Genomic DNA, 24408 nt, shown 5'->3' with positions numbered 1-24408 from the left:
GATGAGTGAGCAGAAGCCCTTCGCCTGGGAGACCGGGATCGCCTGGAAGAACAAGAACCGCATCGTCATCCGCGGCTACGACGTCAACGAGCTGACGGGCAACATCTCGTTCGCCGAGCACTTCCACCTCGTCCTGCGGGGTGAGCTGCCGACGCCCGAGGTCGCGCGGATGACCGACGCGATCATGGTGAACATGGCCGAGCACGCCATGTCGCCGTCGTCGGCCACGGTCCGGTTCGCCACGTCCGGCGGCGCGGAGCTGAACGCCGCCGTCGCCGCGGGCGTCGCCGCGATCGGACGCCTGCACGGCACCGCCGACCGTCCCGCCGACATGTTCCGCGGGGTCGCCGAGCGGGCCGAGCGCGACGGGCTGTCCGACGCCGAGGCCGCCGCGAAGGTCGTCGCCGAGATGCGCGAGCGCCGCGAGCGGATGCCCGGGTTCCACCACGCCCAGCACATCCGCGACCCGCGCACCGAGCGCCTCCTCGGCCTGGCCGACGAGCTGGGCGTCTCCGGCCGCCACGTCGCGATCGCGCGGGCCATGGAGGACGCCACCGAGGACGTCTTCGGACGCCGCGTCTGGCTCAACGGGCCGGGCTCCATGGGCTGCGTCGGGCTCGACATGGGCTACGAGCCGCTCCAGCTCAAGGCCATGTTCATCGTCTGCCGCTCGCTGTCGCTGTGCGCGCACTCGATCGAGGAGGCCACGCGCGAGAAGGGCTGGCGCGCGTCCGCGAACAGCGCCATGGTCCAGCCGCTGTCGCTGGAGATGCAGGGCCCCGACCACTACGACGGTCCCGCCGACCGGCACCTGTGACGCCCTCCCGCCGGGGCGCGGTGGACGCCGCGTCCCGGCGGCCGGCCCGTGGTGGCCGGCATGTGGCGGCCGGCACGTGGTGGCCGGCCTGTGTTGGCCGGCGGGTGGTGGATCAGCTCGCGGTGGGTCAGCTCGCGGTGGGGAAGCCGTAGTCGGTCCACCGGTCGAGGACGCGGCGGCGGACGTCGGCCGGGTAGGAGTTGCGGAAGCAGGCGGTGACGCCGCGCTCGGTGTCGGTGAACTGCCTCGGCGTGAGGCAGCTCAGCACGGACTTCCCGCCCTTTCCGGTCCGGATCTCCTCGTCGGTCAGGTACGGCACCATCGGGATGCCCGGCGCGTCCGGGTAGACGTACTCGCCGGTGCCGGGGTGGTAGCGCGTCGCCATCGCCCACGCGACCTGGTCGATGTCGGTGATGTCGATGTCGTCGGCGACGAGGATCACCTTCGGCACGAGCCAGCCGGTGTGCGAGCCGAACAGCACGCCGGCCACGGCGTCGGCCAGCCCGCGCTCGCCCAGGCCCGTCCGGGCGAGCCCGGCGGTGTCGACGGCGACGACGATCCAGCAGGTCGCCGCCTCGTAGGAGCACCACGCGAACGAGACCGGCAGGCCGGCGGAGCGCAGCACGTCGAGGCTCGTCGCGGAGATCATCGTGCCCCAGACGGTGTGGTTCTCCTCCGGCGGCAGCCCGGCCGCGCAGACGGGCAGGATCGCGCCGTCCCGGTGGGTGATCGTCTCGACGTGGAAGACCGGCTGCGGGCGGCCCTCGGGGAACGCGTAGCCGTGGTACTCGCCCATCGGCCCCTCGGGCGCGGTCTCGTCCGGGCTGATCCACCCCTCCAGGACGATCTCGGCGTTCGCCGGGACGAGCAGCCCGCCCGTCTCCGTCCGGACGACCTCGACCGGGCTGCCGGTGAGCGCGCCGACGTAGCCGTCCTCGCTGACGCGGGCGGGGAGCGGCATGCCCGCGGCGGCGAGGGCGGCGGGCGGCGCGCCGAGCACCATCGCCCACGGAGTGCGCTCGCCTCTGTCGCGCCACATCTGGTGGATCATTCCGATGTGCTGCTGCGGCATCGCCGGGCCGACGAGGGTGTCCGGACCGTTCAGCATGGTGCGGGCGACCGACCAGCTCGTCCAGTCGCCGTCGGGCGTGCGGACGACGTGGAAGCCGTACGTGCCGAAGTAACGGCCGCCGTCCTGCTGGTGGAGGAGCGGGACCGGAAAGCGCGTCAGGTCCACCGCGTCGCCGGTCAGGACGTTCTCCTTGCACGGCCCGGACGGCACGACTCGCGGTGCGACCGGCTCGGCGTGCATGGCCCGGACGAGATGCTCCACGATGTCCTGCGGGGACGCGTCGCGCGGCAGGCCGAAATGTGTGGCGAGACGTCCGTAAGTGCCGAGCGCCTTCGGGCTGAGCCCGGCGGGCGCGCCGAGGATCCGGAATCCGGCGTCGCCTTCGGTGAGGTCGCCGAACAGCGGCGCGGGGCTCCGCGTCTCGTAGACGCGGCGCGTGATGGCGCCGACCTCCAGCGTCGGGCTCACCGGCGTGCGGATGTCCACCGCGTCTCCGGCGGCGAGCAGTTCGTCCACGAAGTCGCGGAAGTTGAGCGAGCTACCGCGTTGCGTCATGTCAGACGGCCTTTCTCAGCGAAGGGGGACCCGGAAGCGGGTGCCGGGGCGGGTGCGGGGGCGGGTGCGGTGAAGCCCTGCCAGCGTTCGGCTGTGGGCAGGTCCAGGCCGAACTGGTCGAGGACGCGCGCGACGATGTGCTCGACGATCCCGTCGATGGTCTCCGGGTGGTTGTAGAAGGCGGGCATCGGCGGCATGACGACCGCGCCCGTCCGCGTCAGCTCCAGCATGTTCTCCAGGTGGACGGCGGACAGCGGGGTCTCGCGCGCCACCAGGACGAGCCTGCGGCGTTCCTTGAGCGTCACGTCCGCCGCGCGGGCGATCAGGCCGTCGCCGTAGCCGGTGCGGACCGCGGCGAGCGTCTTCATGCTGCACGGGACGACGACCATGCCGTCCGTGCGGAACGACCCGCTGGAGATCGGCGCGCCCTGGTCGTCCGGGCCGTGGGACGCCGACGCGAGCGCCGCCACCTCGCGGACCGGACGTCCGGTCTCCTGTGCGAGCGTCACCCGAGCCCACCGGCTGACGACCAGGTGCGTCTCGACGTCCAGCTCGCGGAGCGCCTCCAGCAGGCGCACTCCGATCGGCGCGCCGGTCGCCCCGGTCATGGCCACGACAAGCCTCATCCGCATCTCCTCCCGATTAGGACGTGTACGTCCTATGTGTCGAAGATATAGTACGTGTACGTCCTAACTTGCCCGGAGGAGTCGGAACTGCCATGAGCCAGGAGAAGGCGGACGCGTCGCTCGTGCGGGCCGCGATCGAGGGCGTCGGCCCGCTGGCCCGCCGCCTCAACCAGGCGCACGCCCGCCTGTGGCACGAGCGGGTGGACCAGGAGCTGACCGGGCCCCAGTTCACCGTCCTGAGCCTGCTGTCCACGCACGGCGACATGGACCAGAGCACGCTGGGCGCGCTCGCCCACCTCGACAAGTCGACCGCCGCGCCGCTGCTCGACCGCCTGCGCCGCCGCGGCCTGGTCGAACTGGCCAAGGACGACGCGGACCGGCGCCGCAAGCTCGTCCGGATCACGGCCGAGGGCCGGGACCTGGCCGCTCGCCTGGCCCCCGAGGTGATCGCCGTGGGCGACAGCATGCTGGGTTCCCTGACTCCCTCGGAGCAGCGCCAGTTCCTGACGCTGCTCGCGAAGGCCGTCGCGAACCCTTAGCGGAAGGGCCTTCGGTATCGAAAGGAACGCGCCGGCTCGCCGTCAGCGGGTCCAGCCCTTGGAGGGGGTGACGGGGCGGGACTCGGCGGGGCGCGGGTCTACGGCCGTGGCTTCGTAAGGGGTGGACAGGACGATGTGGCTGTTCATCTCGCCGTGCTCGCCGAGCCGCTCGAAGAGGCCCTCCAGGTGCGGGAACGAGGCGACGCGCACCTTCAGCATGGTGCACCAGGCGCCGCTCAGCTTGTGGATCTCGACGACCTCGGGGAGGTCCTCGGCGGTCGTCGTCTTGAGCAGGCAGCGGCCCGGCGTGCAGCGCATCTGGACGAACGCGGTGAGCGGCAGGCCGGCGGCCGCGGGGTCGATCTCGGCGCGGTAGCCGGTGATCACGCCGGCCTCCTCCAGGCGGCGGACGCGCTCGGCGACGGCGGGCGGCGAGAGGTTCACGCGCGCGGCGAGCCGGTTGAAGGACAGCCGGCCGTCGCGCTGGAGCTCGGCGATGATCCGCCGGTCGGTCTGGTCCATCTGGAAGGTCCTTCGGCCGGAAGACCTTTCAAACTAACGGCGGGACGGGACGAACGCCATGGAACGCCCCTTCATCGCGAAGCCCGCCTTTTCTAGCGTTCTGGGGCATGACGCGGATGATCGGGTTGTGCGCGGGCGTCGCGCTGATGAACGCGACCATGGCGGTGGCCAGTACGGCGAGCACCCTGGTGGCGGGCGACCACCTCGGGACGGGCTGGGGCGCGGTCCCGCCCACGGCCGACGTGATCGGGACGGGCGCGGGCGCGATCCTGCTGACCCGGCTCTTCCGGCGGCACGATCGGCGCGCGGTGCTGGGGCTCGGCTACACGGTGGCCGCGCTCAGCGGCGCGCTGGGCGCCGTGGCCGCCGTCCAAGGGAACGTTCCCGTGCTGACGCTGGCGATGCTGCTCCTCGGCCTGGGCAACGCCGCGGCTCAGCTGTCCCGCTATGCGGCGGCCGAGCTCTATCCACAGGGACGACGCGGGTTCGCGATCGGGCTCGTGGTGTGGTCGGCGGCGGCCGGCGCGGTCGGCGGGCCGCTGCTGCTCGGGCCGTCCGGACGGGTCGCCGGGACGTTCGGGCTGACGATGCTCGCCGGACCGTTCGTCTTCGCGGCGGTCACGGCCGGGGTCGCCGCGCTCGCCATGGTGGGCCGGCGGCTCGGCGTGGAGGACGCGGAGCCGAGCGTCCCGCTGCGGACGCTGTTCGCCCTGCCGTCCGCGCGCACGGCCCTTCCGGTCATGGTCACGGCGCAGGTCGTCATGTTCGCGGTGATGACGGCCGCGCCGCTCGACATGCACATGCACGGGGACGGACTGGGCGCCGTGGGGGAGACCCTCGCCGCCCACACGCTGGGAATGTTCGCGCTGTCACCGCTGACCGGACGCGCCGTGGACCGCTTCGGCGCCTGGCCCGTCACCCGCGCCGGGCTGGCCGTCCTGGTGATCTCCACCGGCCTCGCGGCCGCCCTCCCGGACGCGCGCATGCTCGCGCTGTTCCTGCTCGGCTACGGCTGGAACCTGTGCTTCGTCGGCGGGAGCGCGCTGCTCGCCACGGGGCTGTCGCCGGCTGAGAACGCGCGGCTGGAGGGCGCGGTGGACGCGGCCGTCTGGTCGCTGGCGGCTGTCTCGTCGCTGCTTTCGACGGTCGTCCTCGCGCACGCGGGCGCGCGCGTGCTCGCCGTCGGAGCCGGGACGCTGGCGCTGGTCGTCCTGGCCGCTCAGCAGGTGGTGCGCAGGCCCGCGAGCGAGGCGAGCCGCCGGTGGGAGTCCAAGCGCGCAGCGCGGTCGTAGGTGCTGGTGTGGACGAGGAACTCGTCCGCGCGCGTGCGCGTGAGGAGACGGTTCAGTTCGTCCGCGACCTGCTCTTCGGTGCCGTGCACGTGACCGCGCATGGAGTCGTCGAAGATGCGGCGCTGCCGGTCGGTCATCTCTAGCGACTCGACGCGGGAGGCGGGGATGAGCGGAGGGAACTCGCCGTGCGTCCGGGAGTAGGCGTTCGCCCACGCTTCCGGGATCAGCATGCGGCGGGCCTCTTCCGCGGTGTCGGCGATGGCGACCGTCCCGGAGACGATGACGTACGGCTCGTCCGCCTGAGCGGACGGACGGAACGCGTCGCGGTACCGGTCGATCGCGGCGACCATCGCGTCCTCGCCTCGCGCGGGCGCGATGACGAGCGGCAGCCCGAGCTGCGCGGCGAGATCCGCGCCCTGCCCGGTGGCGAGGACGAACGCGGGCACGCGCAGCCCTTCGGCGGGCCACGCGTGCACGCCCGGATGGACGTCCTGCTCACCGCTGAAGTAGCCGAGCAGCTCGTGCACCTGGGCGGCGAAGTCGGCGGCGTCCTCGCGGTCGTGGCCGAGCGCGCGGCGGACGCCGCCGGTGAAACCCACGGACCGTCCCAAGCCCATGTCGATGCGGTCCGGGTGGAGCGAGGCGAGCACGCCGAACTGCTCGGCGACGACGAGCGGACGGTGGTTCGGCAGCATCACGCCGCCCGTCCCCACGCGCACGCGCGAGGTCGCCGCGGCCACCGCCGCCGCCAGGACGGTCGGCGCGGACCCGGCCACGCCGGGCACGCTGTGGTGCTCGGCCACCCAGAACCGGTGGAAGCCCAGCTCATCGGCCTGCCGGGCGAACGCGACGGTGTCCCGCAGGGCCCGCGACGGCTCCTCGCCCTCGCGGGTGCGGGACCGGTCCAGGATCGACCAGCGGATGCTTCGCAGTGGATCGCTCACCTTCAGCACAACGCCGGCGCGCGCGGGGCATTCCTGTATTTGACTTCGGGGTCAAGAACTGCTTGGGTTGAGGTCGTGGGCAGACCGAAGCAGTTCGATCCGGACGTCGCCGTCGGGCAGGCGATGGACGTCTTCTGGAGTAAGGGGTACGGCGCGACGACGCCGAACGACCTCGTCGTGGCGCTGGGCATCGGCAAGGGCAGCCTCTACCACGCGTTCGGCAGCAAGCACGCGCTGTTCGAGAAGGCGCTGGAGCGGTACCGCGACGACCAGGCGGCCGGGCTGATCGAGCTGCTCGACCGTCCGGGGCCGGTGAAGGAGCGGCTGCGGACGGCGCTGGAGTTCCTCGTCGAGGTCAACGTGGCCGACCCGCGCGGCTGCCTGGTCGTGAACACCGCGACCGAGCTGGGCGGCGGCGAACCGGGCGTGGCCGAGCAGGTGCGGAGCCAGTTCGAGCGCACCCGGTCGGCGTTCCGCGCGGCCGTCGAGGAGGGACGGCGCTCCGGGGAGATCGCCGCGGACCGCGATCCCGAGGCGCTCAGCAGCATGATCCTGTCCACCCTGCTCGGGCTGCAGGTGCTCGCCCGCGCGGGCAAGGGCCCGGAACGGATGAACCAGGTGGTCGAGGGCCTGATCGACTCCCTGTAGCAGCAGCCGAAGAGGCCGGCGCCGAGCGCGTCGGCCCCTCTTTCACCGTCATTCTGTACCTCTGAGTCAAGAAAGGGCGTCCGTCATGGACCTCGCACTGTCCGGCAAGACCGCCGTCGTCACCGGAGCCAGCCGCGGCATCGGCCTCGCCACCGTCCGCGCCCTCGTCGCCGAGGGCGTCACCGTCGCCGGGGCCGCCCGGACGGCCTCCGCCGAACTGAAGGAGAGCGGCGCGATCCCGATCACCGTCGACCTCTCCACCGACGCGGGCGCGCGCGAGCTCGCCGACCGCGCCACCGCCGAGCTCGGCGGGGTCGACCTGCTCGTCAACAACGTCGGCGGCGGCGACGGCGTCGAGGTGCACGGCTTCCTCGACGTGTCGGAGGAGGAGTGGCGCGTCAACCTCGACGTCAACCTGCTCAGCGCCGTCCGCGTGACCCGCGCGGTCCTGCCGTCCGTGCTCGACCGCCGCGGCGCGATCGTCAACGTCTCGTCCATCGGCGCCCGGCTGCCCGCCAGCGGCCCGATCGCCTACACCGTCGCCAAGGCCGGGCTGACCGCCTTCGGCAAGGCCCTGGCCGAGGAGTACGGCCCGCGCGGCGTCCGCGTGAACACCGTGTCGCCCGGCCCCGTCCGCACCGCGATCTGGGAGGCCGAGGACGGCTTCGGCGCGCGCCTGGCCGAGAGCTTCGGCGTCCCCCACGCCGACTTCCTCGCCCAGGTCCCCGCCACCCTCGGCATGACCACCGGCCGCCTGACCGAGCCCGAAGAGGTGGCGGCCCTCATCACCTTCCTCCTCTCGGACGCCGCCGCCCCCAGCGTCACCGGCTCCGACCACCTCATCGACGGAGGCGCCGTGAAGACCGCCTGACGAACCCGGCCGCGGTCGTCGTGGAGGGCGTCGCGGGGGCCTCGTGCCCTTCGGGTCGGGCGGCCGAAGGGCACGGGGCCGGCTAGTCGGGGTTGGTGACGCGGGCCAGGACGACGCCGGCGATGATCAGGCTCAGGGCGGCGAGGCGGCCGGCGGTGACCGGGTCGCGCTGGACGGTGACGCCCAGCGCGATCGCGCCGACGGCGCCGATGCCGGTGAAGACGGCGTAGGCGGTGCCGACCGGGAGGTCGCGCATGGCCAGCGACAGCAGGAAGATCGATGCCGCGCCCAGCAGGAAGCAGAGCAGGGTGGGCAGCGGCCGGGTGAAGTTCTCGGTGGGCCGGATGCTCTGCGAGAACGCGATCTCCACCAGCCCCGCCAGGCCCAGGAAGAGCCAGTTCACCTCAGTACTCCTTCGCGAGGGTCCGGGCGGTGTCCAGGGCCGCGGCGAGCGACTCGTCGTGCTCGGCGCGCAGCGCGGCGAGGGCCGGGTCGACGCGGGCGTTGACGAGTTCGGCGTGGACGAACGTCGTGTCGGAGACGCCGAAGTGGCCCCGGAAGAAGTCGCGCAGGTAGCTCTCCTGGTGGTCGAAGGGCTCCCTGGGCGTCCCCGGGCCGTAGGCGCCTCCGCGCGCGGACGCCACGACGAACCGGCGCGGCGCGAGCGAGACGCGCGGGAAGGTCACCTGGTCGAGCCACGCCTTGAGCGAGGAGGGAACCGAGTAGTTGTACATCGGCGTCGCGATGAGGACGACGTCGGCGGCGAGCAGCTCGTCCAGCAGCGGTTCGACGATCGCCCACGCCTCGCGCTGCGCCGGGGTGCGCGCGGCCTCGTGCAGGCGCGCCGGGTCGGAGATCTGGTGCTCGAGGACGTGGTCGCACAGCTCCGTCCACGCCTCGGTGATGTGCGGGACGGGCTCGGCCGCGAGATCGCGCAGGACGTACGGCGCGTCCGGGTGGGCGTCGCGCCAGGCGGTGGCGAACTCGTCCCCGACACGGCGGCTGAACGAGTCGCGGCGGGCGCTGGCGGTGAGGTGCAGCAACGACGGCATGAGGGGACCCTTCGATAAGTGGACGCTGTGTCCGCTTCGAACCGTAGGCGATAAGCGGACGGCTTGTCCAGTTACCGCCGACCGGTTAGGGTCACGGCCATGAACCTGCTCGTCGACCAGCCGGAACGCCCCCGCGAGCGGGCCGACGCCGCCCGCAACCGGGCCCGCGTCCTGGAGGCCGCCGCCGGCCTGTTCGCCGACCGCGACCCGCGCACGGTGACCATGGACGACATCGCCAAGGCCGCCGGGGTCGGCCGGGGCACCCTCTACCGCCGCTTCCCGGACGTCGCGTCCATCGCGCGCGCACTCCTCGACGAGCACGAACGCGCCCTCCAGGAGCAGCTTCTGCGGGGGGAGCCGCCGCTCGGTCCGGGCGCGCCTCCGGCCGAACGCCTCGCCGCGTTCTACGCCGCCATGATCGAGCTCCTGGACGCCCACATCTCGCTGGTCCTGGGCGCCGAGACCGGCCCCCGCCGGTTCGAGTCCGGCGCCTACGGCTTCTGGCGCGCCCACGTCCGCGCCCTCATCACCCAAGCCACGACCTCAGGAAACGTCGCCACGCAGGCTGCCGGGGCCGCGCCCTCGGGCGGACGAGTCGCCGCGGCGGCCACTGAGGCCGCGACTCCTCACGGTGTCGCTGCTGGTCACGGTGTCGCTGCTGGTCACGGTGTCGTTGGTGGGGGCGCGAGTTCGGGTGGTGTTGTTGCCGGGGTGGCTTCGCCGGACGTGCTGGCGGACGTGCTTCTCGCCCCGCTCGCCTCCGAGCTCTACGTGCGACTCCGAGCCGACGGACACACGACGACCGAGATCGTCGAAAGCCTCACCGCTCTCGCGCACCGCGTCCTCGGCTGAGGGCAGGCGGGCCGGGGCGAGGCCGGCCGGCTGTCAGGGGGTGTCGAGCAGCGGGGTGATGGCTTGCAGGAGGTGCGGCGGGTCCACGGCTTCCAGGGCTGCCAGCTCGGCGGGGGAGAACCACGCCATGCCCAGGAAGGTCTCGTCCTCCTCCGGGGTGAAGGCGGTCGGGCGGACGGCCGGGGTGGTGTCGAAGCGGGCCAGGAAGAAGGGTTCGGTCTTCACGTAGCGGGTGCCCAGCCAGGTGAAGTCGCGCTCGACGCGGACGCGGGTCTCCCGGACGGACGAGCCGGGCAGTCCCGTCTCCTCGTACAGTTCGCGGCGGGCGGCCTCGATCTCGGATTCGCCCGGGTCCACGCCGCCGCCCGGCGGTTCCCAGAACACGCGCCGGTCGTGCGGGTCCCGCCAGTTCATCAGCAGGACGCGGCCCGCGCCGTCCACGCAGATGATCCGTACGGCCGGACGCGCCGACCACTCCCGCGGCTCGTATCGCTCGGCCACTTCCGCCTCCGTGTCGTCGTCTGTGCCGGCCCGCCGTCGTGGACGTGCCTGTTCCATCGAGCGAATTCCTTCGAGCGAGCGTCCATGAACTCGGGGTGGACGGGAGGTGACGGGGTCAGTGCACAGACCGTAGGGGGTTCAGGGCAATACGCAAACGGCTATGAGGGGTATGGGGAAATGGCTCTGGTCGTCCGGTTCGGGCGTCGTTAGCGTCCGGTCATGTGGACGATGAACTCATCCTGCTGAACCCCGGCCCCGCCTGCACCTCACAGCGGGTGAAGGACGCGCTGCTCCGGGGCGACCTCTGCCACCGCGAACCGGAGTTCGGTGAGCTGCTCGCCAAGATCCGCGCGGATCTGCCGCGCGCGCTCGGCCTGACCGGCCATGAGGCGCTGCTGGTGACCGGGTCCGGCACCTCGGCGATGGAGATGGCCGTCATCAGCTCGGTCCGGGAGGGCCGGGAGATCCTGGTCGTGGACAACGGCGTGTACGGCGACCGGCTGCTGCGCATCGCGCGGGCGAACGGGATCACCGCGCACGCGGTGCGGCCGGACGGCGACGACCTCACCCGCTGGACGACCCCGGTCGACCCCGAGGCGGTGCGCGCGGCGCTCGCCGCGCATCCGGCCGTGGACGCGGTGGCGGTCGTCCACCACGAGACGACGACCGGCCTGATCAACCCGGTGAGGGCCATCGGCGAGATCGTGCGGGAGACCGGCGCGCTGCTGGTCGTGGACGCGATCAGCGCGACCGGCAACGAGGACCAGGACCTCGGCGAGATCCACGCGGACATCGTCTGCGGCACCGCCAACAAGGGCCTGCACGGGCTGCCGGGGATCTCGTTCATCCTGTGCTCGGAGCGCGGCGTCGAGCGCGTCCAGGAGGTGCCCGCGCGCAGCCTCTACCTGAACGCCGCGTCCTACCTGAAGGGCCAGCGGGACGGCAACGTGCCGTTCACCCCGGCCGTGCAGGTCTGCTACGCGCTGGACGAGGCGATCCAGGAGTACTTCGAGCAGGGCGGCTTCGAGGGGCGGACGAAGCTGTACCGCGAGCGGGCCGCGCTGGTGCGGTCCGGGTTCGCCCGGCTCGGGCTGGACGTGCTGGTCAGGCCGGAGTTGCGGGCGAACTCGGTGACCATGCTTCATCTCCCGGACGCCGTGGCGTACGACCGGCTTCATGACGAGCTCAAGCGCCGCGGATACGTCATATACGCCGGTCAGGGCAGTCTTTCGTCCCGGTTCTTCCGAATCTGCACGATGGGGGAGATCCCCTGGCACCGGCTGGAGGAGCTCGAGGGCGCCCTTGACGAATCGATCAAGGCGGCCCGAGCCTGACGACCACCCCGCCGAGCAAGGAGCCGTCCCCGTGCAGCTGAACCTGTACCGCCTCTGGATCTTCATGACGGTCGTGGAGGAGGGCGGGTTCTCCGCCGCCGCCACCAAGCTCTACCTCAGCCAGCCGAGCGTCTCCAACCAGGTGAGGCAGCTGGAGCAGTCGTTGCGGACGACGCTGATCGACCGTTCCGGCGCGCGCGTCCGGCTCACGCCGGAGGGCGAGGTGCTGCTGGAGTACGCGCGCCGGGTGTTCCTGCTCGCCGACGAGGCCGTCACCGCGATCCGGCAGGTCAGCGGGTTGCAGAGCGGCACGCTGGTGGCCGGCGGCTCGACCACGGTCGGCACGTACCTGCTGCCGCCGCTGCTCGCCGCGTTCCGCGAGCGGCACCCCGGCATCGAGGTCGGCATCTTCACCGGGAACGCCGAGCAGGTGGAGAAGCGCCTGCTGGACGGCGAGATCGGGGTGGCCGTCCTCGCCGGGACGCCGCGCGCGCCGCAGCTCGACGGCGAGCCGATCCTCCAGGACCGGGTCGTGCTGATCACGCCGCCGGACCATCCGCTGGCGGGGGAGCGGGCGGTCGAGCCGGACCGCCTCGCGGACGAGCGGTTCCTGCTCCGCGAGCCCGGCTCGTCCACCCGGGCCGTCCAGGAGGAGGCGCTCGCCGCCTGGGGGCTCACCGGCGTCTCGCAGAACGAGGTGTGGGGGCCGGAGACGATCAAGCAGGCCGTCGCGTCGGGCCTCGGCATCTCGCTGGTGTCCGAGCACTGCATCGAGGCCGAGCTGGCCGGGCGGCGCCTCGCCGTGCTGCCCGTCGTCCCGGAGCCCAACCCCCGTCCGATCGTGGTCGCGCACCGGCGCGACCGGCTGCTCGGCCCGGCCGAGCAGGAGTTCATCAAGCTTCTGAAGGCCACCGACGCCTGGCCCGCCCCGGCGCACGCGCCCCTCCGCGCGGTCAGGTGATCCTGCGCCTTCAGTCCGGTTTCCTTCTTCTTGGAGTAGTTCATGGTGCCTTCGCGGGCGCGGATCGTCGTCGTCGGCGGCGGCATCGTCGGGACGAGCGTCGCCTACCACCTGGCGGAGCTGGGGGAGACCGACGTGGTCGTCCTGGAGCAGGGGCGGCTGTCCTGCGGGACGACCTGGCACGCGGCCGGGCTGGTCGGGCAGCTGCGCAGCACGGAGAACATGACCCGGCTGATCCGGTACTCGACCGAGCTGTACGGGCGGCTGGAGGCCGAGACCGGGTTCGGGACGGGCTGGAAGCGGACCGGTTCGGTCAGCGTGGCCCGGACGCCGGAGCGGATGACGCAGCTCCGCCGGACGGTCGCGGCGGCGCGCTCGTACGGCGTGGAGGCGGAGGAGATCTCGGCGGCGGAGGCGGGCGCGATGTGGCCCGTCATGCGGACCGACGACCTGGTCGGCGCGGTGTGGCTGCCCGGCGACGGCAAGGCGAACCCGTCCGACCTGACGCAGGCGCTCGCGCGCGGCGCGTCGGGCCGGGGCGTGAAGGTGGTCGAGCGCGTGCGGGTGACCGGCGTGGACGTGGCGGACGGCGCGGTGCGCGGCGTCCGCACCGATCACGGCGACATCGAATGCGAGATCGTCGTGAACTGCGCCGGGCAGTGGGCGCGGGAGATCGGCCGCATGGCCGGGGTGACCGTGCCGCTGCACAGCGCTGAGCACTACTACATCGTCACCGAACAGATCGAGGGCGTGCATCCTGACCTGCCCGTCCTCCGGGACCCGGACGGCTATACCTATTACAAGGAGGAAGTGGGCGGCCTGGTCGTCGGCGGCTTCGAGCCGGACGCCAAGCCGTGGGGAATGGACGGCATTCCCCACCCCTTCGAGTTCCAGCTCCTCGACGAGGACTGGGACCAGTTCGCCATTCTGATGGAGAACGCGATCCAACGGGTCCCGGCGCTCGACCACACCGGCGTCAAGAAGTTCTACAACGGCCCGGAGAGCTTCACTCCGGACAACAACTTCCTTCTCGGTGAGGCTCCGGAACTGCGCGGTTTCTTCGTCGGGGCGGGCTTCAACTCGGCCGGGATCGCGTCGGCGGGCGGCGCGGGCAAGGCGCTCGCGGAATGGATCGTCGCGGGTGAGCCGGAATTCGACGTGTGGCCCGTGGACCTGCGCCGCTTCGCGCGCTGGGCCGACAATCCGGCGTGGCTGCACGACCGGGTGAAGGAGACGCTCGGCCTGCACTACGCGATGGCCTGGCCGAACCGGGAGCTCGACACGGCGCGTCCGCTGCGGCGCTCGCCCGTCCACCACCTGCTGAAGGGCGCGTGGTTCGGATCGAAGATGGGCTGGGAGCGGGTCAACTACTTCGGCGATCCGCCGGAGTACTCGTTCGGGCGGCAGAACTGGCATGACGCCGTCGAGCGCGAGGTGAAATCGACCCGCGAGGACGTGGCGCTCTTCGACCAGACCTCGTTTTCCAAGTTCATCGTGAAAGGCCCGAACGCCGAAAAGGCGCTGCAATGGCTCTGCACCAACGATGTCGCAGTAGAGCCCGGACGCGTCGTCTACACCGGACTGCTGAACGACCGCGGCGGATACGAATCCGACCTCACCCTCACCCGCATCGCCGAGGACGAATACCTCGTCGTCACCGGCTCCGCGCAGACGACGCGCGACCTCGACTATCTCGGCCGGAACCTCGGCGACGGAGCCGAAGTGGTGGACGTCACCGGCGCGTACGCCGTGTTCGGTCTCATGGGGCCGCGCTCCCGCGAGCTGCTCACCCGCGTTTCGACCGCCGATCTCTCGAACGAGGGTTTCCCTTTCGGCACGAGCCGGCTGATCGACCTCGGGTACGCGACCGTCCGCGCCACCCGCGTCACCTATGTCGGAGAGCTGGGCTGGGAGCTGTACGTCCCGGCCGAGTTCGCCGTGACCGTCTACGAGACGCTGCTCACACAGGACCCGGCGCAGGCGGGCTATTACGCGATCGAGTCCATGCGCCTCGAAAGGGCTTACCGCGCATGGGGCCGCGAGCTCACCCCCGACCGGACCCCTATCGAGGCCGGGCTGTCCTTCGCGTGCAAGAAGGGAACCCCTTATCGCGGCCGTGACGTGGTCGAACGGCAGCGGGAGGAGGGTGTCGCACGTAAGCTCGTAACCCTCACCCTGGACGATCCGTCCGCGCGGTTGTGGGGCGGCGAGCTGCTGCTCCGCGACGGCGAGCCGGCCGGATCGGTCACCTCCGCCGCGTTCGGGCACACGCTCGGCACGTCCGTCGGGATGGCCTACGTCCAGGGCGGCGGGCCCCTCACCGGCGACGGGCTCCTCGGCTCCGAGTACGAGGTGGAGGCGGCGGGCGAGCGCCATCGCGCGACCGTCGGCCTGCGGGCCCCGTACGACCCGACCGCGGCGAAAGTGAAGTCATGACCCAGCACGACCAGCGCGAGTTCGTCCTCACGCTCTCCTGCCCGGACCGCCCCGGCATCGTCGCCGCCGTCTCGGGGGCGCTGGCCGAGCGCGGCTGCAACATCCTGGAGAGCCAGCAGTTCGGCGACCGCGACACCGCGACGTTCTTCATGCGCGTCCAGTTCGGCGCCCTGCCGGACACCGACGCCGACGAGCTGCGCGCCTCGTTCGCCGCGCTCGGCACCGAGCTCGGCCTCGACTGGCGGCTGTACGACACCGCCGAGCGGCCGCGCGTGCTGATCATGGTGTCCCGGTTCGGGCACTGCCTGAACGACCTGCTCTACCGGCAGCGCTCCGGCCTGCTGGACGTGGACGTCGTCGCCGTCGCGTCCAACCACCCGGACATGCGCCCGCTCACCCAGTCCTACGGGATCGACTACCACCACCTGCCGGTCGAGCGCGGCGGCAAGGCCGCGCAGGAGGCGGAGATCCTCACGCTGGTCGAGCACTACCGCGCCGACCTGGTCGTCCTCGCCCGCTACATGCAGATCCTGTCCGACGACCTGTGCGCCAAGCTGCCCGGCCGGATCATCAACATCCACCACTCGTTCCTGCCGAGCTTCAAGGGCGCCAAGCCCTACCACCAGGCGCACGCGCGCGGCGTGAAGCTGATCGGCGCGACCGCGCACTACGTGACGCCCGCGCTGGACGAGGGGCCGATCATCGAGCAGGAGGTCGCGCGCGTCGACCACGCGCACAGCGCGGACGAGCTGGTCGCCGTCGGCCGCGACGTCGAGTGCCTGGCGCTGTCCCGCGCCGTCCGCTGGCACGCCGAGCACCGCGTCCTGCTCAACGGCGACCGCACCGTCGTCTTCCGCTGACCGGCCGGGGCTGACGCGAAAGGGCCCGCCGGACGCGGGCCCTTTCTGCATCGTCCGATCAGGCGTGGGCGGGAACGGCGTCCTCCGGGGCGGGGTCGGGTGCGGGCGCGGTGTCGACGAGCGTGGCCTCGTTGAACGGATCGGTTCCGGCGAGGACGGCCCGGGCGCGCTCGATGTCGAGCTCCTTCGTCCAGGAGCCGATGACGACGGTCGCGACGGCGTTGCCCGCGAAGTTGGTCAGGGCGCGCGCCTCGGACATGAAGCGGTCGATGCCGACGATGAAGCCGACGCCGTCCACCAGCTCGGGGCGGTGCGACTGGAGGCCGCCCGCGAGGGTGGCGAGGCCCGCGCCGCTGACCCCGGCCGCGCCCTTCGACGCGATGATCATGAAGAGCAGCAGGGACAGCTGGGCGGCGAAGGAGAGCGGCCTGTCCTGCGCGTCCGCGATGAACAGGGTGGCCATCGTCAGGTAGATCGCGGTGCCGTCCAGGTTGAAGGAGTACCCGGTCGGGACGGTGATGCCGACGACCGGCCGGGACACCCCGAGGTGCTCCATCTTCGCGATCAGCCGCGGCAGCGCCGACTCCGACGACGAGGTGGACAGGATCAGCAGGAACTCGCGGCCGAGGTACCGCAGCAGCGTCCAGATGTTGATCCGCGCCGTGACCCACAGCACCGTGCCGAGCACGACGGACACGAACAGCACGCAGGTGAGGTAGAAGCCGAGCATGATCACCAGCAGCCCGCGCAGCGCGTTCCAGCCGGTCTCGCCGACCACCGCGGCCATCGCGCCGAACGCGCCGACCGGCGCCGCCCACATGATCATCGCGAGGATCCGGAACACCCAGCGCTGCGCCAGCTCCAGCGCGGCGCGGATCGGCTCGCCCGCGGCGCCCATGCTCTGCAGCGCGAACCCGGCGAGCAGCGCGACCAGCAGCGTCTGGAGCACCTGGCCCTCGGTCAGCGCGGACGGGAGAGTCGTCGGGATGATGCCGAGCAGGAAGTCGGTGGTGTTCTCGCCGCCCGACGCGGCCTTGTGCGCCGCCCCGGCCTGCGCCGAGGTGAGGTGCAGCCCGTCGCCGGGTTGCAGGACGTTGCCCACCGCGAGGCCGATGGCCAGCGCGAACGTGGACATCACCAGGAAGTAGCCGATCGCGAGCAGGCCGACCTTGCCGACCTTGGCCGCCTTCGCCACCGACCCGATGCCGAGCGTGACGGTCAGGAAGATGACCGGCGAGATCATCATCTTGATCAGGTTGACGAAGCCCGTGCCGAGCGGCTTGAGCTCCTTGGCGAAGTCGGGCGCGGTGAGCCCGACCACGACGCCGAGCACGACGGCGGCGAGCACCGCGAGGTACAGGTAGCGCACCCGGTCGCGGCGCGCGGGGGCGGCGCCGGGAGCCGGGCCGGAAGCGGGCTGGGCGGGGGTGGGATGCGTGCCGGACGGCACCGTGGCCTCCCAGGGTCTCGAAGCGGATCCGGCCGGAGCAGGGGACTCCGGGGCGGATGTCGGTCTGGCGTAACCTTGGCCGACCACGTGACCCGCGTCACGTTTGCGTACATTGCGTTCACCGGCCGGGCGGTACCGTGCGAGAAGGCATCCGGGCAGGTCAGGGCGGATGGAACAGGTCCGAGCGGAGGGGGGCGGGGGCGGCGATGCGTCCGGGGCGGCGGTGGAGCCTGGCGCGGCAGTTGCTGGCGCTCCACCTGACGCTGGTCGTGGTCCTGGTGGTCGCGTCGGCGGCGGTCGCGTACGCGGCGTCCGTCCGCGCGGGGCGGGACCGGGCGAAGCAGACGGTCACCTCGGTGGCGGCGGCGGTCGCGGACGCGCCGACCGTCCGGGACGCGCTCGCCTCCGCCGGGCCGTCCGGGCGGCTGCGTCCCGGCGGGCGGGCCGATCTCGGGTTGCAGCCGTTCGCCGAGCGGGTCCGGGTGGACGGCGGCGTCGACTTCGTGACGATCATGACTCCGGACGGCGTCCGCGTCACCCATCCCGACCCGCGCCGGATCGGCGAGCGGTACCTCGGCACGATCGCGCCCGCCCGCGAGGGCAGGCGGTTCACCGAGACCTACACGGGCACGCTCGGGCCGTCCGTCCGGACGATCGTGCCGGTGTTCTCCGCCGACCGGAAGGTGGTCGGGCTGGTCTCGGTCGGGATCACCGTCCGCGTGATCTCGGCGGAGCTGCGCGAGCGGCTGGTTCCGCTCGCCCTCGTCGCGATCGCCGTGCTGAGCGTCGGCGTCGCGGGCAGTGTCCTGGTCGGCGCGCGGTTGCGGCGGCAGACCCGAGGCGTCGCGCCGGACGAGCTGCGCCGCATGTTCGACTACTACGAGGCGATCCTGCACGCCGTCCGCGAGGGGCTGGTGCTCGTCGACCGCGGCGGACGCGTCGTCCTGTGCAACGACGCGGCGCGCGAGCTGCTGAACCTGCCCGCCGACCCCACCGGACGGCCCGTCACCGACCTCGGCCTCGAAGGCGAGCTGGTCGCGGCGTTCACCTCGTCCGGCGGGCGCGCCGACGAGATCCACGTCGCCGACACCCGCGTGCTGGTCGTCAACACCGTCCCGGTGCGGTCGCGCGGGAAGGCGATGGGCACGGTCGTGACCCTGCGCGACCACACCGATCTCCAGGCGCTCATGGGCGAGCTGGACAGCGTGCGGGGGTTCGCCGACGCCCTGCGCGCGCAGGCGCACGAGGCCGCGAACCGGCTGCACACCGTCGTGTCGCTGGTCGAGCTGGGCCGTCCGGGCGACGCGGTCGAGTTCGCGACCGCCGAGCTGGCCACCGCGCAGGAGCTGACGGACCGGGTGGTCGGCGCGGTCCGCGAGCCGGTGCTGGCGGCGCTGCTGCTCGGCAAGTCCGCCGAGGCCGCCGAGCGCGGCGTCGAGCTGGCCGTGTCGCCGGACTCGCAGATCGGCGAGATCGGCGGCGTCGGCGCGCGCGACCTGGTCACCATCCTCGGCAACCTGCTGGACAACGCGCTGGACGCGGCGGTCGAGGGCGCCGCCGAGCGCGCGCCGCGCGTCGAGGTGACCGTCCGCAGCGACGCGGGCGCCCTGCTGCTGCGGGTCGCCGACAGCGGCCCCGGCGTCGCTCCCGAGGAGGTCCCGGCGATGTTCCGCCGGGGCTGGAGCACCAAGCCGCGCGGCGGCCACGCGGGCCTCGGCCTGGCGCTGGTCGGGCGGGCCGTCCGCCGCCACGACGGCGACATCGACGTGGTCACGCCCGAGGGCGGGGGAGCGGTCGTGACCGTCCGGCTGCCGCTGCGGGAAGGGGCGGCGCGATGATCCGGGTGCTGGTCGTCGAGGACGATCCGGTCGCCGCCGAGGCGCACCGGCGGTACGTCGAGCGGGTGCCGGGGTTCGAGGTCGCCGGGGTCGTCCACGCGGGGGCGGACGCGCTGCGGTTCTGCGAGCGGACGCCGGTCGACCTCGTCCTGCTGGACTTCTACCTCCCCGACGGCCACGGCCTCGCGGTGTGCCGGGCGCTGCACGCGGCGCGGCGGCAGGTGGACGTGATCGCCGTGACGTCCGCTCGGGACCTGGCCGAGGTGCGGGCGGCGGTGTCGGCCGGCGTCGTCCAGTACCTGCTCAAGCCGTTCACGTTCGCGTCGCTGCGGGACCGGCTGGAGGCGTACGCGCGGTTCCGCGACCGGGCCGGGCGGGACGGCGAGGCGGCGGGCCAGTCGGACGTGGACGGCCTGATCGCGACGCTCCGCACGCCCGGACTCGGCGGCTCGCTGCCGAAGGGCATGAGCCAGGAGACCCTCCAGGCGGTGAGCGACGCGCTGGCCGGCGCGGACGGCGGCCTCTCGGCGGGCGAGGCCGCCGCGCGGACCGGCGTCTCGCGCGTGACGGCCCGCCGCTACCTGGAGTACCTGGCCGAGAGCGGCCTCGCGGTGCGGCGCCCGCACTACGGCCAGGTCGGGCGCCCCGAGGTGCGGTTCCACCCGGTCTCCTGACTCCCCGGCATGGCGGGTTTCACCGAGCGTCCCTTTGACTCACCATGGGTAGCGGCGTTCCGGGCGCACCGGGTTTCCGCGTGGGGGTGGCGATGGGCGAGGCGACGGCGCAGGACCGCGCCGAGGACGCGCGCGCCCGGCGGCAGGCCCGGCGTACCGCGATGGCCGAGTTCCGGCCGCGCCGCACGGCCCTGCTCGCCGGGACGGGCCTGCTGCTCGCCGTCGCGGGCGGCGGCGTGACGGCGCAGATCCTGTCCGCGCTGGTCGGCGCGCCGGTGCGGATCGTCCCGATCGGGCCGGTTCGGGACGCGCTGCGCCGCGTCGCGTGGCACGACCCGGCGGTGCTGGCCGTCGCGGGCGCGGTGGCCGTGACGGGCGCGGCGCTGCTGCTGGCGCTGCTTCCGGGGCGTCCGCGCCGGGAGCCGCTGCGCGGCGCGGACGCGCTGCTCGCGGGCGGCGTCACCCGCCGCGACCTGCGCCGCGCGCTCGCCGAGGCGGCGCGGGACGTGGCCGGGATCGACCGGGCGCGGGTGCGGCTGCGCGGCCGGTGGCACCGGCGGCGCGTCGTCGTCCGCGCGGCGACCCGGTACCGCAACCCGGGCAACACCGCCGACCTGGTCCGGGAGGCCGTCCGCGTCCGGCTGGACGGTTTCGACCTGATGCGCCCGCGCCGCGTCGAGGTGCGGCTGACCTGGCGCGACGACTGACCCGCCGGACGACGCGGCGCGACGGCGTGCGCAATCGGACGGCTCGGCGGAACCGGACGGCTCGGCGGAACCGGGCGGCTCGGCGCAATCGGACGGCTCGGCGGAAGAAGGGCGGGGAACGATGCGGGTGGTGGCGGAGCTGACCGGGGTGCTGCTCCTGGCGGGCGGGCTGCTGGCGCTCTGCGCGGGGCTCGGCGCGCTCGGCTCGGACGCGGCGGACGCGGCGGTGCTGTCGGCGGCGACCGAGCGGTACGTGCGCGGTCACGACTGGTTCTGGCCCCTGGCGGGCGCGGTCGCCGAGCTCGTGGCGCTCTCCGGGCTGGCCGGGCTCGCCGGGACGGTCCGGGACGCGGTGCGCCGCCGCAGGCCGAGCATGGACGGCGCGACGCGGATGCACGCGCGCGCCGCGTCCGGCGACCTGATCGAGGACGCGGCGCGGCTGCCGGGCGTCCGGGACGTCCGGGTGCGGCTGGCGGGGACGGCCGCCCGCCCCCGCCTGGTGATCGACGTCGAGTGCGCGTCGGACGCGCGTCCCGGCGACGTGCACGCGGCGCTCGGCGGCGAGCCGGTGGACCGGTTCCGCGACGCGCTGGGCATGCGGACGCTCGTGGTGGCCGTCCGGTACCGGCTGGCCAGTGGGTCCGAGGCGCCCGACGCGTCCGACGGCCCTGACGGGGCCGATGCGCACGATTCGTCCCCGGACGCCGAGGTGGACGCCCTGGCCGTGCCGCGGGCGAGGCGGCGCAGGCGCGCCGCGGCGGACGTGACGCGGGCCACGGTTACCGGCCGTGACGCCGGGTAGGGGCTGATCTGGAGCACTGTCCCGGCGATGAAGGGGGTAGCCGTGAGTGATCTGGAGAACAAGACCGGCGAGTACGCCGGCAAGGCGAAGGAGACCGCGGGCAAGGCGACCGGCGACTCCCAGCTCGAGGGCGAGGGCAAGGGCGACCAGATGAAGTCGCAGGCCAAGGGCATGGCGGACAACGCCAAGGAGAAGGCGGACAGCGCCAAGGAGAAGATCAAGGGCATGTTCAAGTCCTGATCCCCGTCCGCGGCGGACCGGTGGCGCAGCGCGCCACCGGTCCTTTTTGCTTTGTGGATTGACTTTGGTGGTCTCTTGCCCTGCATGTCGGTTTTTTTGTCACGGAACGTGAGCATGTAACCGGCACGTCACGAGGCGACAGGGGGAATTCGCCGTGAGTCAGCAGAGCGGACAGCAGGCCACCAAGGAACGGCCGGTCGACTCGCTGCCGAGCCAGCACGCGCGGCCGGGAGCGGACCGCAAGAACGGCTCGGCGGGCGCTCCGGGCGGTGGCCGGGAAGTCGCCCACACCGGAAACGGCGCGCTCGTCAGCGACACCGGACGGACCAGGATCGCGGACGGCGTGGTGGCGAAGATCGCCGGCATGGCCGCCCGCGAGGTCGGCGGCGTCTACGCCATGGGCGCGGGCATGGCCCGCACCTTCGGCTCGGTCAAGGAGCGCATACCGGGCGTCGGGGTCAGCGTGACCCAGGGCGTCGCGGTACAGGTCGGGGAGAAGCAGGCCGCCGTGGACATCGACCTGGTGGTCGAGTACGGGGAGGCCATCCCCGATCTCGCCCGGGGCGTCCGGGAGAGCGTGATCGGCCAGGTCGAGCAGATGACCGGCCTGGAGGTCGTCGAGGTCAACATCACCGTCGACGACGTGCACCTGCCGGGCGAGGAGAACCAGAAGAAGGACGACGCGTCGAAGCAGGACGCCGAGAAGCCGGCGGCGCGAGTGCAGTGACCGGCCCGATGACCGGCGCGGGGAAGGTCGACGCCAGCGGCTCGACCGGTGGCATGGCCGGCTCGGCGCCGCAGGACGCGGCAGGCGGGGCGGGCGGCCCGGCGGACGGTGCGCAGGCGCCGTCGCCCGCCGACGTGGCCGAGCGGATCGCCGACGCGGTGGCCGCGCTGCCCGACGTGGCGGGCCTGTCGGCCGGGCACTCGGTCCGGCTCGCCACCTACCGCGCGGGGCCGCCGGTGACCGGGGTGGCCGTCCGGGACGACGCCGTGGAGGTCGGCGTGGTCGCGCGGTACGGCCGTCCGCTGGACGGGATCGCCGACGACGTGCGCGCTGCGGCGCGCCCGCTGTCGGAGGGCCGCCGGGTGGACGTCCTGATCGCCGACATCGACGGCGCCGACGAGCCCGCCGAGGGCGGTAACGCCGACGAGCCCGCCGAGGGCGGGAGCGCGGAAGGGCCCGCCCGGAGCGAGGACGCGGAAGAGGACGCCGGGGCGGCCGGGCACGCGGACGCGGAGCACCCGGCTGGATGAGGCCGGGCGACGACGCCAGGGCGGAACGCGCGGCGTTCCGCGCCTGGGTCCGCGCCCACCACCCGGATCTCGGCGGCGACCCGGAGGCGTTCGCCGCCGGGCTCCGGCGGAGGTACCGGAAGGGAAGCGGGAAGGGGGCGACGGGAGCACGGCCGGACCCGCGGATGGACGCGCCGATCGTGGGCGTCCGGAGGCGGCGCGGCCCGATCGCGATGATCCTGCGCTGGCGATACCGCCGCCGCCGCGCGCGACGGCTGCAATAGCGGCTCAAGGGGGAAGACATGAACGGAACGTCGATGTGGTCGGTCGTGGGCCTCGCCTACGGCACCGCGCTGGGCTTCGCCGGGGTGGCCGGCGGGTTCGGCGGGTTCCTGCTGGTCCTGGTGCTCGGCATCCTGGGCCTGCTGGCCGGGCGGGCGGTCTCGGGCGAGATCGACCTGGCCGGGGTGTGGGACTCGCTCGGCAACCGGAAGCGGCCGACGGCATGACCACCGTGGTGCGCGGCGGAACGGGACCGGACGCCGCGTCCGGCCCCGAGGACCGCGGGACGACCAGGATCACCGACCGGGTGATCCAGCGGCTCGCGGGCCGGGCGGCGGGCGAGGCGTCCGGGGCGACCGGGCTGGACAAGTCGGTCCTCGGCATGAAGGTCGGCGGGCGCGGCGAAGCCCGCGCGCGCGTGACCGTGGACGGGGACCGGGTGACCGCGCGGGTGTCCACGTCGGTGGAGTACCCCGCGCCGGTACGGCAGGTGGCCCGGCGCGTGCGCGAGCTCGTGAGCGCGCGCATCACCGAGATGACCGGGATGGCGGTCGAGCGGGTGGACGTCGAGGTCGCCGCGTTCGACCACTCGGACGGCGGCGCGTCCGCGAAGCCGGGCGGGCGCGGGGACGGACGGAGGGATCTGGAATGACCACGCACGCCGGACGGCTGCCGCAGTCGAGGACGGCGTCGAAGTCCGCGGTGAAGGGCAGGAAGGCGGCCCGCGCCGCGCGCTCGGCGTTCCGTCCGCGCCGCATCGTGACCTCGCTGATCGCGGCGCTCGCGCTGACGGCGGTGGGGGCGATCACGGCGATCGAGGTGTTCTCGGCGCGCGCCGGCCACCCGGCGAAGGTCGTCCCGTACGGGCGGGTGACGAACTGGGCGGAGGGGCATCCCTGGAAGAACTGGGTGGTCCTGCTGGTCAGCGCCGTGGTGGCGCTGCTGGGGCTCTGGTTCCTGCTGGCCGGGCTGCTGCCCGGGCGGCCCCGCGTCGTCCCGCTGCGCGGTGACGATCCGCAGCTAGCGATGGCGGTCACGAACGGCGGGCTGCGCAACACGCTCGCCGCGGCGGTCGACGACGTCCAGGACGCGTCGGATCCGCGCATCGGCATCGGCCGCCACAAGATCAAGGTGAAGGTCCGCTGTGCCGCGCACGAGGCGGACATGGTGAAGGAGCAGGTCAAGCGGTCCGTCGAGAACAAGCTGGACGACGTGCGTCCGCTGACGAAGTACAAGGTCGCCGTGAAGGCGCGCACGAAGAAACCCTCGTGATCCACGACCGGAACCGGGCGTGAAC

General features: G+C 73.1%; 29 protein-coding genes. 21 read left to right on the top strand and 8 right to left on the bottom strand.

Going from position 1 to position 24408, the window contains the following annotated elements; translation table 11 throughout:
• Position 1 precedes the first annotated feature (1 nt).
• Positions 2–817: a citrate/2-methylcitrate synthase gene (locus tag ACFPCY_RS37895; RefSeq protein WP_378263732.1), complete on the top strand. Its 816-nt coding sequence runs from the start codon at positions 2–4 to the stop codon at positions 815–817.
• A gap of 127 nt (positions 818–944) precedes the next feature.
• On the opposite strand, the gene ACFPCY_RS37890 is transcribed toward ACFPCY_RS37895, so the two are convergent.
• Together ACFPCY_RS37890 and ACFPCY_RS37885 are read right to left on the bottom strand one after the other, a co-directional pair.
• Positions 945–2444, bottom strand: a complete 1500-nt coding sequence (locus ACFPCY_RS37890; RefSeq protein WP_378263730.1) for a UbiD family decarboxylase — start codon at positions 2442–2444, stop codon at positions 945–947.
• Complete coding sequence (locus tag ACFPCY_RS37885) at positions 2441–3070, bottom strand: UbiX family flavin prenyltransferase (protein WP_378263728.1); 630 nt, start codon at positions 3068–3070, stop codon at positions 2441–2443. Before ACFPCY_RS37885 ends, ACFPCY_RS37890 begins: the two co-directional genes overlap by 4 nt.
• 92 nt (positions 3071–3162) lie before the next feature.
• Here ACFPCY_RS37885 and ACFPCY_RS37880 point away from each other — a divergent pair, with 92 nt between their 5' ends.
• The gene (locus tag ACFPCY_RS37880) at positions 3163–3609 is read left to right on the top strand and encodes a MarR family winged helix-turn-helix transcriptional regulator (RefSeq protein WP_378263727.1); all 447 of its coding nucleotides are present in this window, start codon (positions 3163–3165) and stop codon (positions 3607–3609) included.
• A gap of 42 nt (positions 3610–3651) precedes the next feature.
• Here the strand turns inward: ACFPCY_RS37880 and ACFPCY_RS37875 are convergent, their stop codons facing one another.
• Positions 3652–4131 carry an Lrp/AsnC family transcriptional regulator gene (locus tag ACFPCY_RS37875; RefSeq protein WP_378263725.1) on the bottom strand — a complete coding sequence of 160 codons (480 nt, stop codon included), beginning with the start codon at positions 4129–4131 and terminating at the stop codon, positions 3652–3654.
• A gap of 107 nt (positions 4132–4238) precedes the next feature.
• On the opposite strand from ACFPCY_RS37875, the gene ACFPCY_RS37870 reads away from it, so the two are divergent.
• Positions 4239–5423 carry an MFS transporter gene (locus ACFPCY_RS37870; RefSeq protein ID WP_378263723.1) on the top strand — a complete coding sequence of 395 codons (1185 nt, stop codon included), beginning with the start codon at positions 4239–4241 and terminating at the stop codon, positions 5421–5423.
• On the opposite strand, the gene ACFPCY_RS37865 is transcribed toward ACFPCY_RS37870, so the two are convergent.
• Entirely contained in the window at positions 5351–6367 is a 1017-nt protein-coding gene (locus ACFPCY_RS37865) for an LLM class flavin-dependent oxidoreductase (protein ID WP_378263721.1), read from the bottom strand. The two genes, ACFPCY_RS37870 and ACFPCY_RS37865, sit on opposite strands and share 73 nt — an antisense overlap.
• 75 nt (positions 6368–6442) lie before the next feature.
• Here ACFPCY_RS37865 and ACFPCY_RS37860 point away from each other — a divergent pair, with 75 nt between their 5' ends.
• Positions 6443–7015 carry a TetR/AcrR family transcriptional regulator gene (locus ACFPCY_RS37860; RefSeq protein WP_378263719.1) on the top strand — a complete coding sequence of 191 codons (573 nt, stop codon included), beginning with the start codon at positions 6443–6445 and terminating at the stop codon, positions 7013–7015.
• An 85-nt stretch (positions 7016–7100) separates the two neighbouring features.
• A complete protein-coding gene (locus tag ACFPCY_RS37855) occupies positions 7101–7886 on the top strand; it encodes an oxidoreductase (protein WP_378263717.1) in 786 nt (261 codons plus the stop codon).
• Positions 7887–7968: 82 nt separating this feature from the next.
• Here the strand turns inward: ACFPCY_RS37855 and ACFPCY_RS37850 are convergent, their stop codons facing one another.
• Both ACFPCY_RS37850 and ACFPCY_RS37845 read right to left on the bottom strand, forming a co-directional pair.
• Positions 7969–8289, bottom strand: a complete 321-nt coding sequence (locus ACFPCY_RS37850) for a DMT family transporter (RefSeq protein WP_378263715.1) — start codon at positions 8287–8289, stop codon at positions 7969–7971.
• A 1-nt stretch (position 8290) separates the two neighbouring features.
• A complete protein-coding gene (locus tag ACFPCY_RS37845) occupies positions 8291–8938 on the bottom strand; it encodes an FMN-dependent NADH-azoreductase (RefSeq protein ID WP_378263713.1) in 648 nt (215 codons plus the stop codon).
• A gap of 99 nt (positions 8939–9037) precedes the next feature.
• Here ACFPCY_RS37845 and ACFPCY_RS37840 point away from each other — a divergent pair, with 99 nt between their 5' ends.
• On the top strand, positions 9038–9790 hold the full coding sequence (locus tag ACFPCY_RS37840) for a TetR/AcrR family transcriptional regulator (RefSeq protein ID WP_378263711.1): 753 nt from the start codon (positions 9038–9040) through the stop codon (positions 9788–9790).
• Between the two features lie 33 nt (positions 9791–9823).
• Here ACFPCY_RS37840 and ACFPCY_RS37835 read toward each other — a convergent pair whose 3' ends face one another.
• The gene (locus ACFPCY_RS37835; protein ID WP_378263709.1) at positions 9824–10291 is read right to left on the bottom strand and encodes an NUDIX hydrolase; all 468 of its coding nucleotides are present in this window, start codon (positions 10289–10291) and stop codon (positions 9824–9826) included.
• Between the two features lie 221 nt (positions 10292–10512).
• On the opposite strand from ACFPCY_RS37835, the gene ACFPCY_RS37830 reads away from it, so the two are divergent.
• The 4 genes from ACFPCY_RS37830 to purU are packed head-to-tail and all read left to right on the top strand — an operon-like array spanning position 10513 to position 15882.
• Complete coding sequence (locus ACFPCY_RS37830; protein WP_378263707.1) at positions 10513–11625, top strand: pyridoxal-phosphate-dependent aminotransferase family protein; 1113 nt, start codon at positions 10513–10515, stop codon at positions 11623–11625.
• A 31-nt stretch (positions 11626–11656) separates the two neighbouring features.
• Positions 11657–12586: a LysR substrate-binding domain-containing protein gene (locus ACFPCY_RS37825; protein WP_378263705.1), complete on the top strand. Its 930-nt coding sequence runs from the start codon at positions 11657–11659 to the stop codon at positions 12584–12586.
• A 42-nt stretch (positions 12587–12628) separates the two neighbouring features.
• The gene (locus tag ACFPCY_RS37820; protein ID WP_378263703.1) at positions 12629–15022 is read left to right on the top strand and encodes a GcvT family protein; all 2394 of its coding nucleotides are present in this window, start codon (positions 12629–12631) and stop codon (positions 15020–15022) included.
• Positions 15019–15882: a formyltetrahydrofolate deformylase gene (gene purU / locus ACFPCY_RS37815; protein WP_378263701.1), complete on the top strand. Its 864-nt coding sequence runs from the start codon at positions 15019–15021 to the stop codon at positions 15880–15882. The genes ACFPCY_RS37820 and purU overlap by 4 nt, the downstream gene beginning before the upstream one ends.
• Positions 15883–15940: 58 nt before the next feature.
• On the opposite strand, the gene ACFPCY_RS37810 is transcribed toward purU, so the two are convergent.
• The gene (locus tag ACFPCY_RS37810) at positions 15941–17332 is read right to left on the bottom strand and encodes a cation:dicarboxylate symporter family transporter (RefSeq protein WP_378263699.1); all 1392 of its coding nucleotides are present in this window, start codon (positions 17330–17332) and stop codon (positions 15941–15943) included.
• Positions 17333–17538: 206 nt separating this feature from the next.
• On the opposite strand from ACFPCY_RS37810, the gene ACFPCY_RS37805 reads away from it, so the two are divergent.
• From ACFPCY_RS37805 to ACFPCY_RS37755, 11 genes are all read left to right on the top strand, one after another.
• Positions 17539–19170 carry a sensor histidine kinase gene (locus ACFPCY_RS37805; RefSeq protein WP_378263697.1) on the top strand — a complete coding sequence of 544 codons (1632 nt, stop codon included), beginning with the start codon at positions 17539–17541 and terminating at the stop codon, positions 19168–19170.
• Positions 19167–19844 (top strand): response regulator, encoded by a 678-nt coding sequence (locus ACFPCY_RS37800; protein WP_378263695.1) that lies wholly within the window; start codon positions 19167–19169, stop codon positions 19842–19844. The genes ACFPCY_RS37805 and ACFPCY_RS37800 overlap by 4 nt, the downstream gene beginning before the upstream one ends.
• A 92-nt stretch (positions 19845–19936) precedes the next feature.
• The gene (locus ACFPCY_RS37795) at positions 19937–20551 is read left to right on the top strand and encodes a DUF6286 domain-containing protein (RefSeq protein WP_378263693.1); all 615 of its coding nucleotides are present in this window, start codon (positions 19937–19939) and stop codon (positions 20549–20551) included.
• A gap of 121 nt (positions 20552–20672) precedes the next feature.
• Positions 20673–21353: a hypothetical protein gene (locus tag ACFPCY_RS37790; protein ID WP_378263691.1), complete on the top strand. Its 681-nt coding sequence runs from the start codon at positions 20673–20675 to the stop codon at positions 21351–21353.
• A gap of 42 nt (positions 21354–21395) precedes the next feature.
• Positions 21396–21593, top strand: a complete 198-nt coding sequence (locus ACFPCY_RS37785) for a CsbD family protein (protein ID WP_378263689.1) — start codon at positions 21396–21398, stop codon at positions 21591–21593.
• Positions 21594–21747: 154 nt separating this feature from the next.
• Positions 21748–22320, top strand: coding sequence for an Asp23/Gls24 family envelope stress response protein (locus ACFPCY_RS37780; protein WP_378263687.1), 573 nt, complete (start codon positions 21748–21750; stop codon positions 22318–22320).
• Between the two features lie 8 nt (positions 22321–22328).
• Positions 22329–22850: a hypothetical protein gene (locus ACFPCY_RS37775; protein ID WP_378263686.1), complete on the top strand. Its 522-nt coding sequence runs from the start codon at positions 22329–22331 to the stop codon at positions 22848–22850.
• Positions 22847–23113 (top strand): hypothetical protein, encoded by a 267-nt coding sequence (locus ACFPCY_RS37770; protein ID WP_378263684.1) that lies wholly within the window; start codon positions 22847–22849, stop codon positions 23111–23113. The genes ACFPCY_RS37775 and ACFPCY_RS37770 overlap by 4 nt, the downstream gene beginning before the upstream one ends.
• 33 nt (positions 23114–23146) lie before the next feature.
• Entirely contained in the window at positions 23147–23338 is a 192-nt protein-coding gene (locus ACFPCY_RS37765) for a hypothetical protein (RefSeq protein WP_378263957.1), read from the top strand.
• A complete protein-coding gene (locus tag ACFPCY_RS37760; protein ID WP_378263682.1) occupies positions 23335–23763 on the top strand; it encodes an Asp23/Gls24 family envelope stress response protein in 429 nt (142 codons plus the stop codon). The genes ACFPCY_RS37765 and ACFPCY_RS37760 overlap by 4 nt, the downstream gene beginning before the upstream one ends.
• Positions 23760–24383 carry a DUF6286 domain-containing protein gene (locus ACFPCY_RS37755; protein ID WP_378263680.1) on the top strand — a complete coding sequence of 208 codons (624 nt, stop codon included), beginning with the start codon at positions 23760–23762 and terminating at the stop codon, positions 24381–24383. Before ACFPCY_RS37760 ends, ACFPCY_RS37755 begins: the two co-directional genes overlap by 4 nt.
• The last annotated feature ends 25 nt before the right edge of the window (positions 24384–24408 follow it).

Origin of the sequence: Actinomadura gamaensis, from assembly GCF_042652125.1 — a bacterium.
GTDB classification, from domain to species: Bacteria; Actinomycetota; Actinomycetes; order Streptosporangiales; family Streptosporangiaceae; genus Spirillospora; species Spirillospora gamaensis.
The sequence above is the reverse complement of the archived record's forward strand: the minus strand, read 5'-3'. Positions and strand labels throughout refer to the sequence as shown.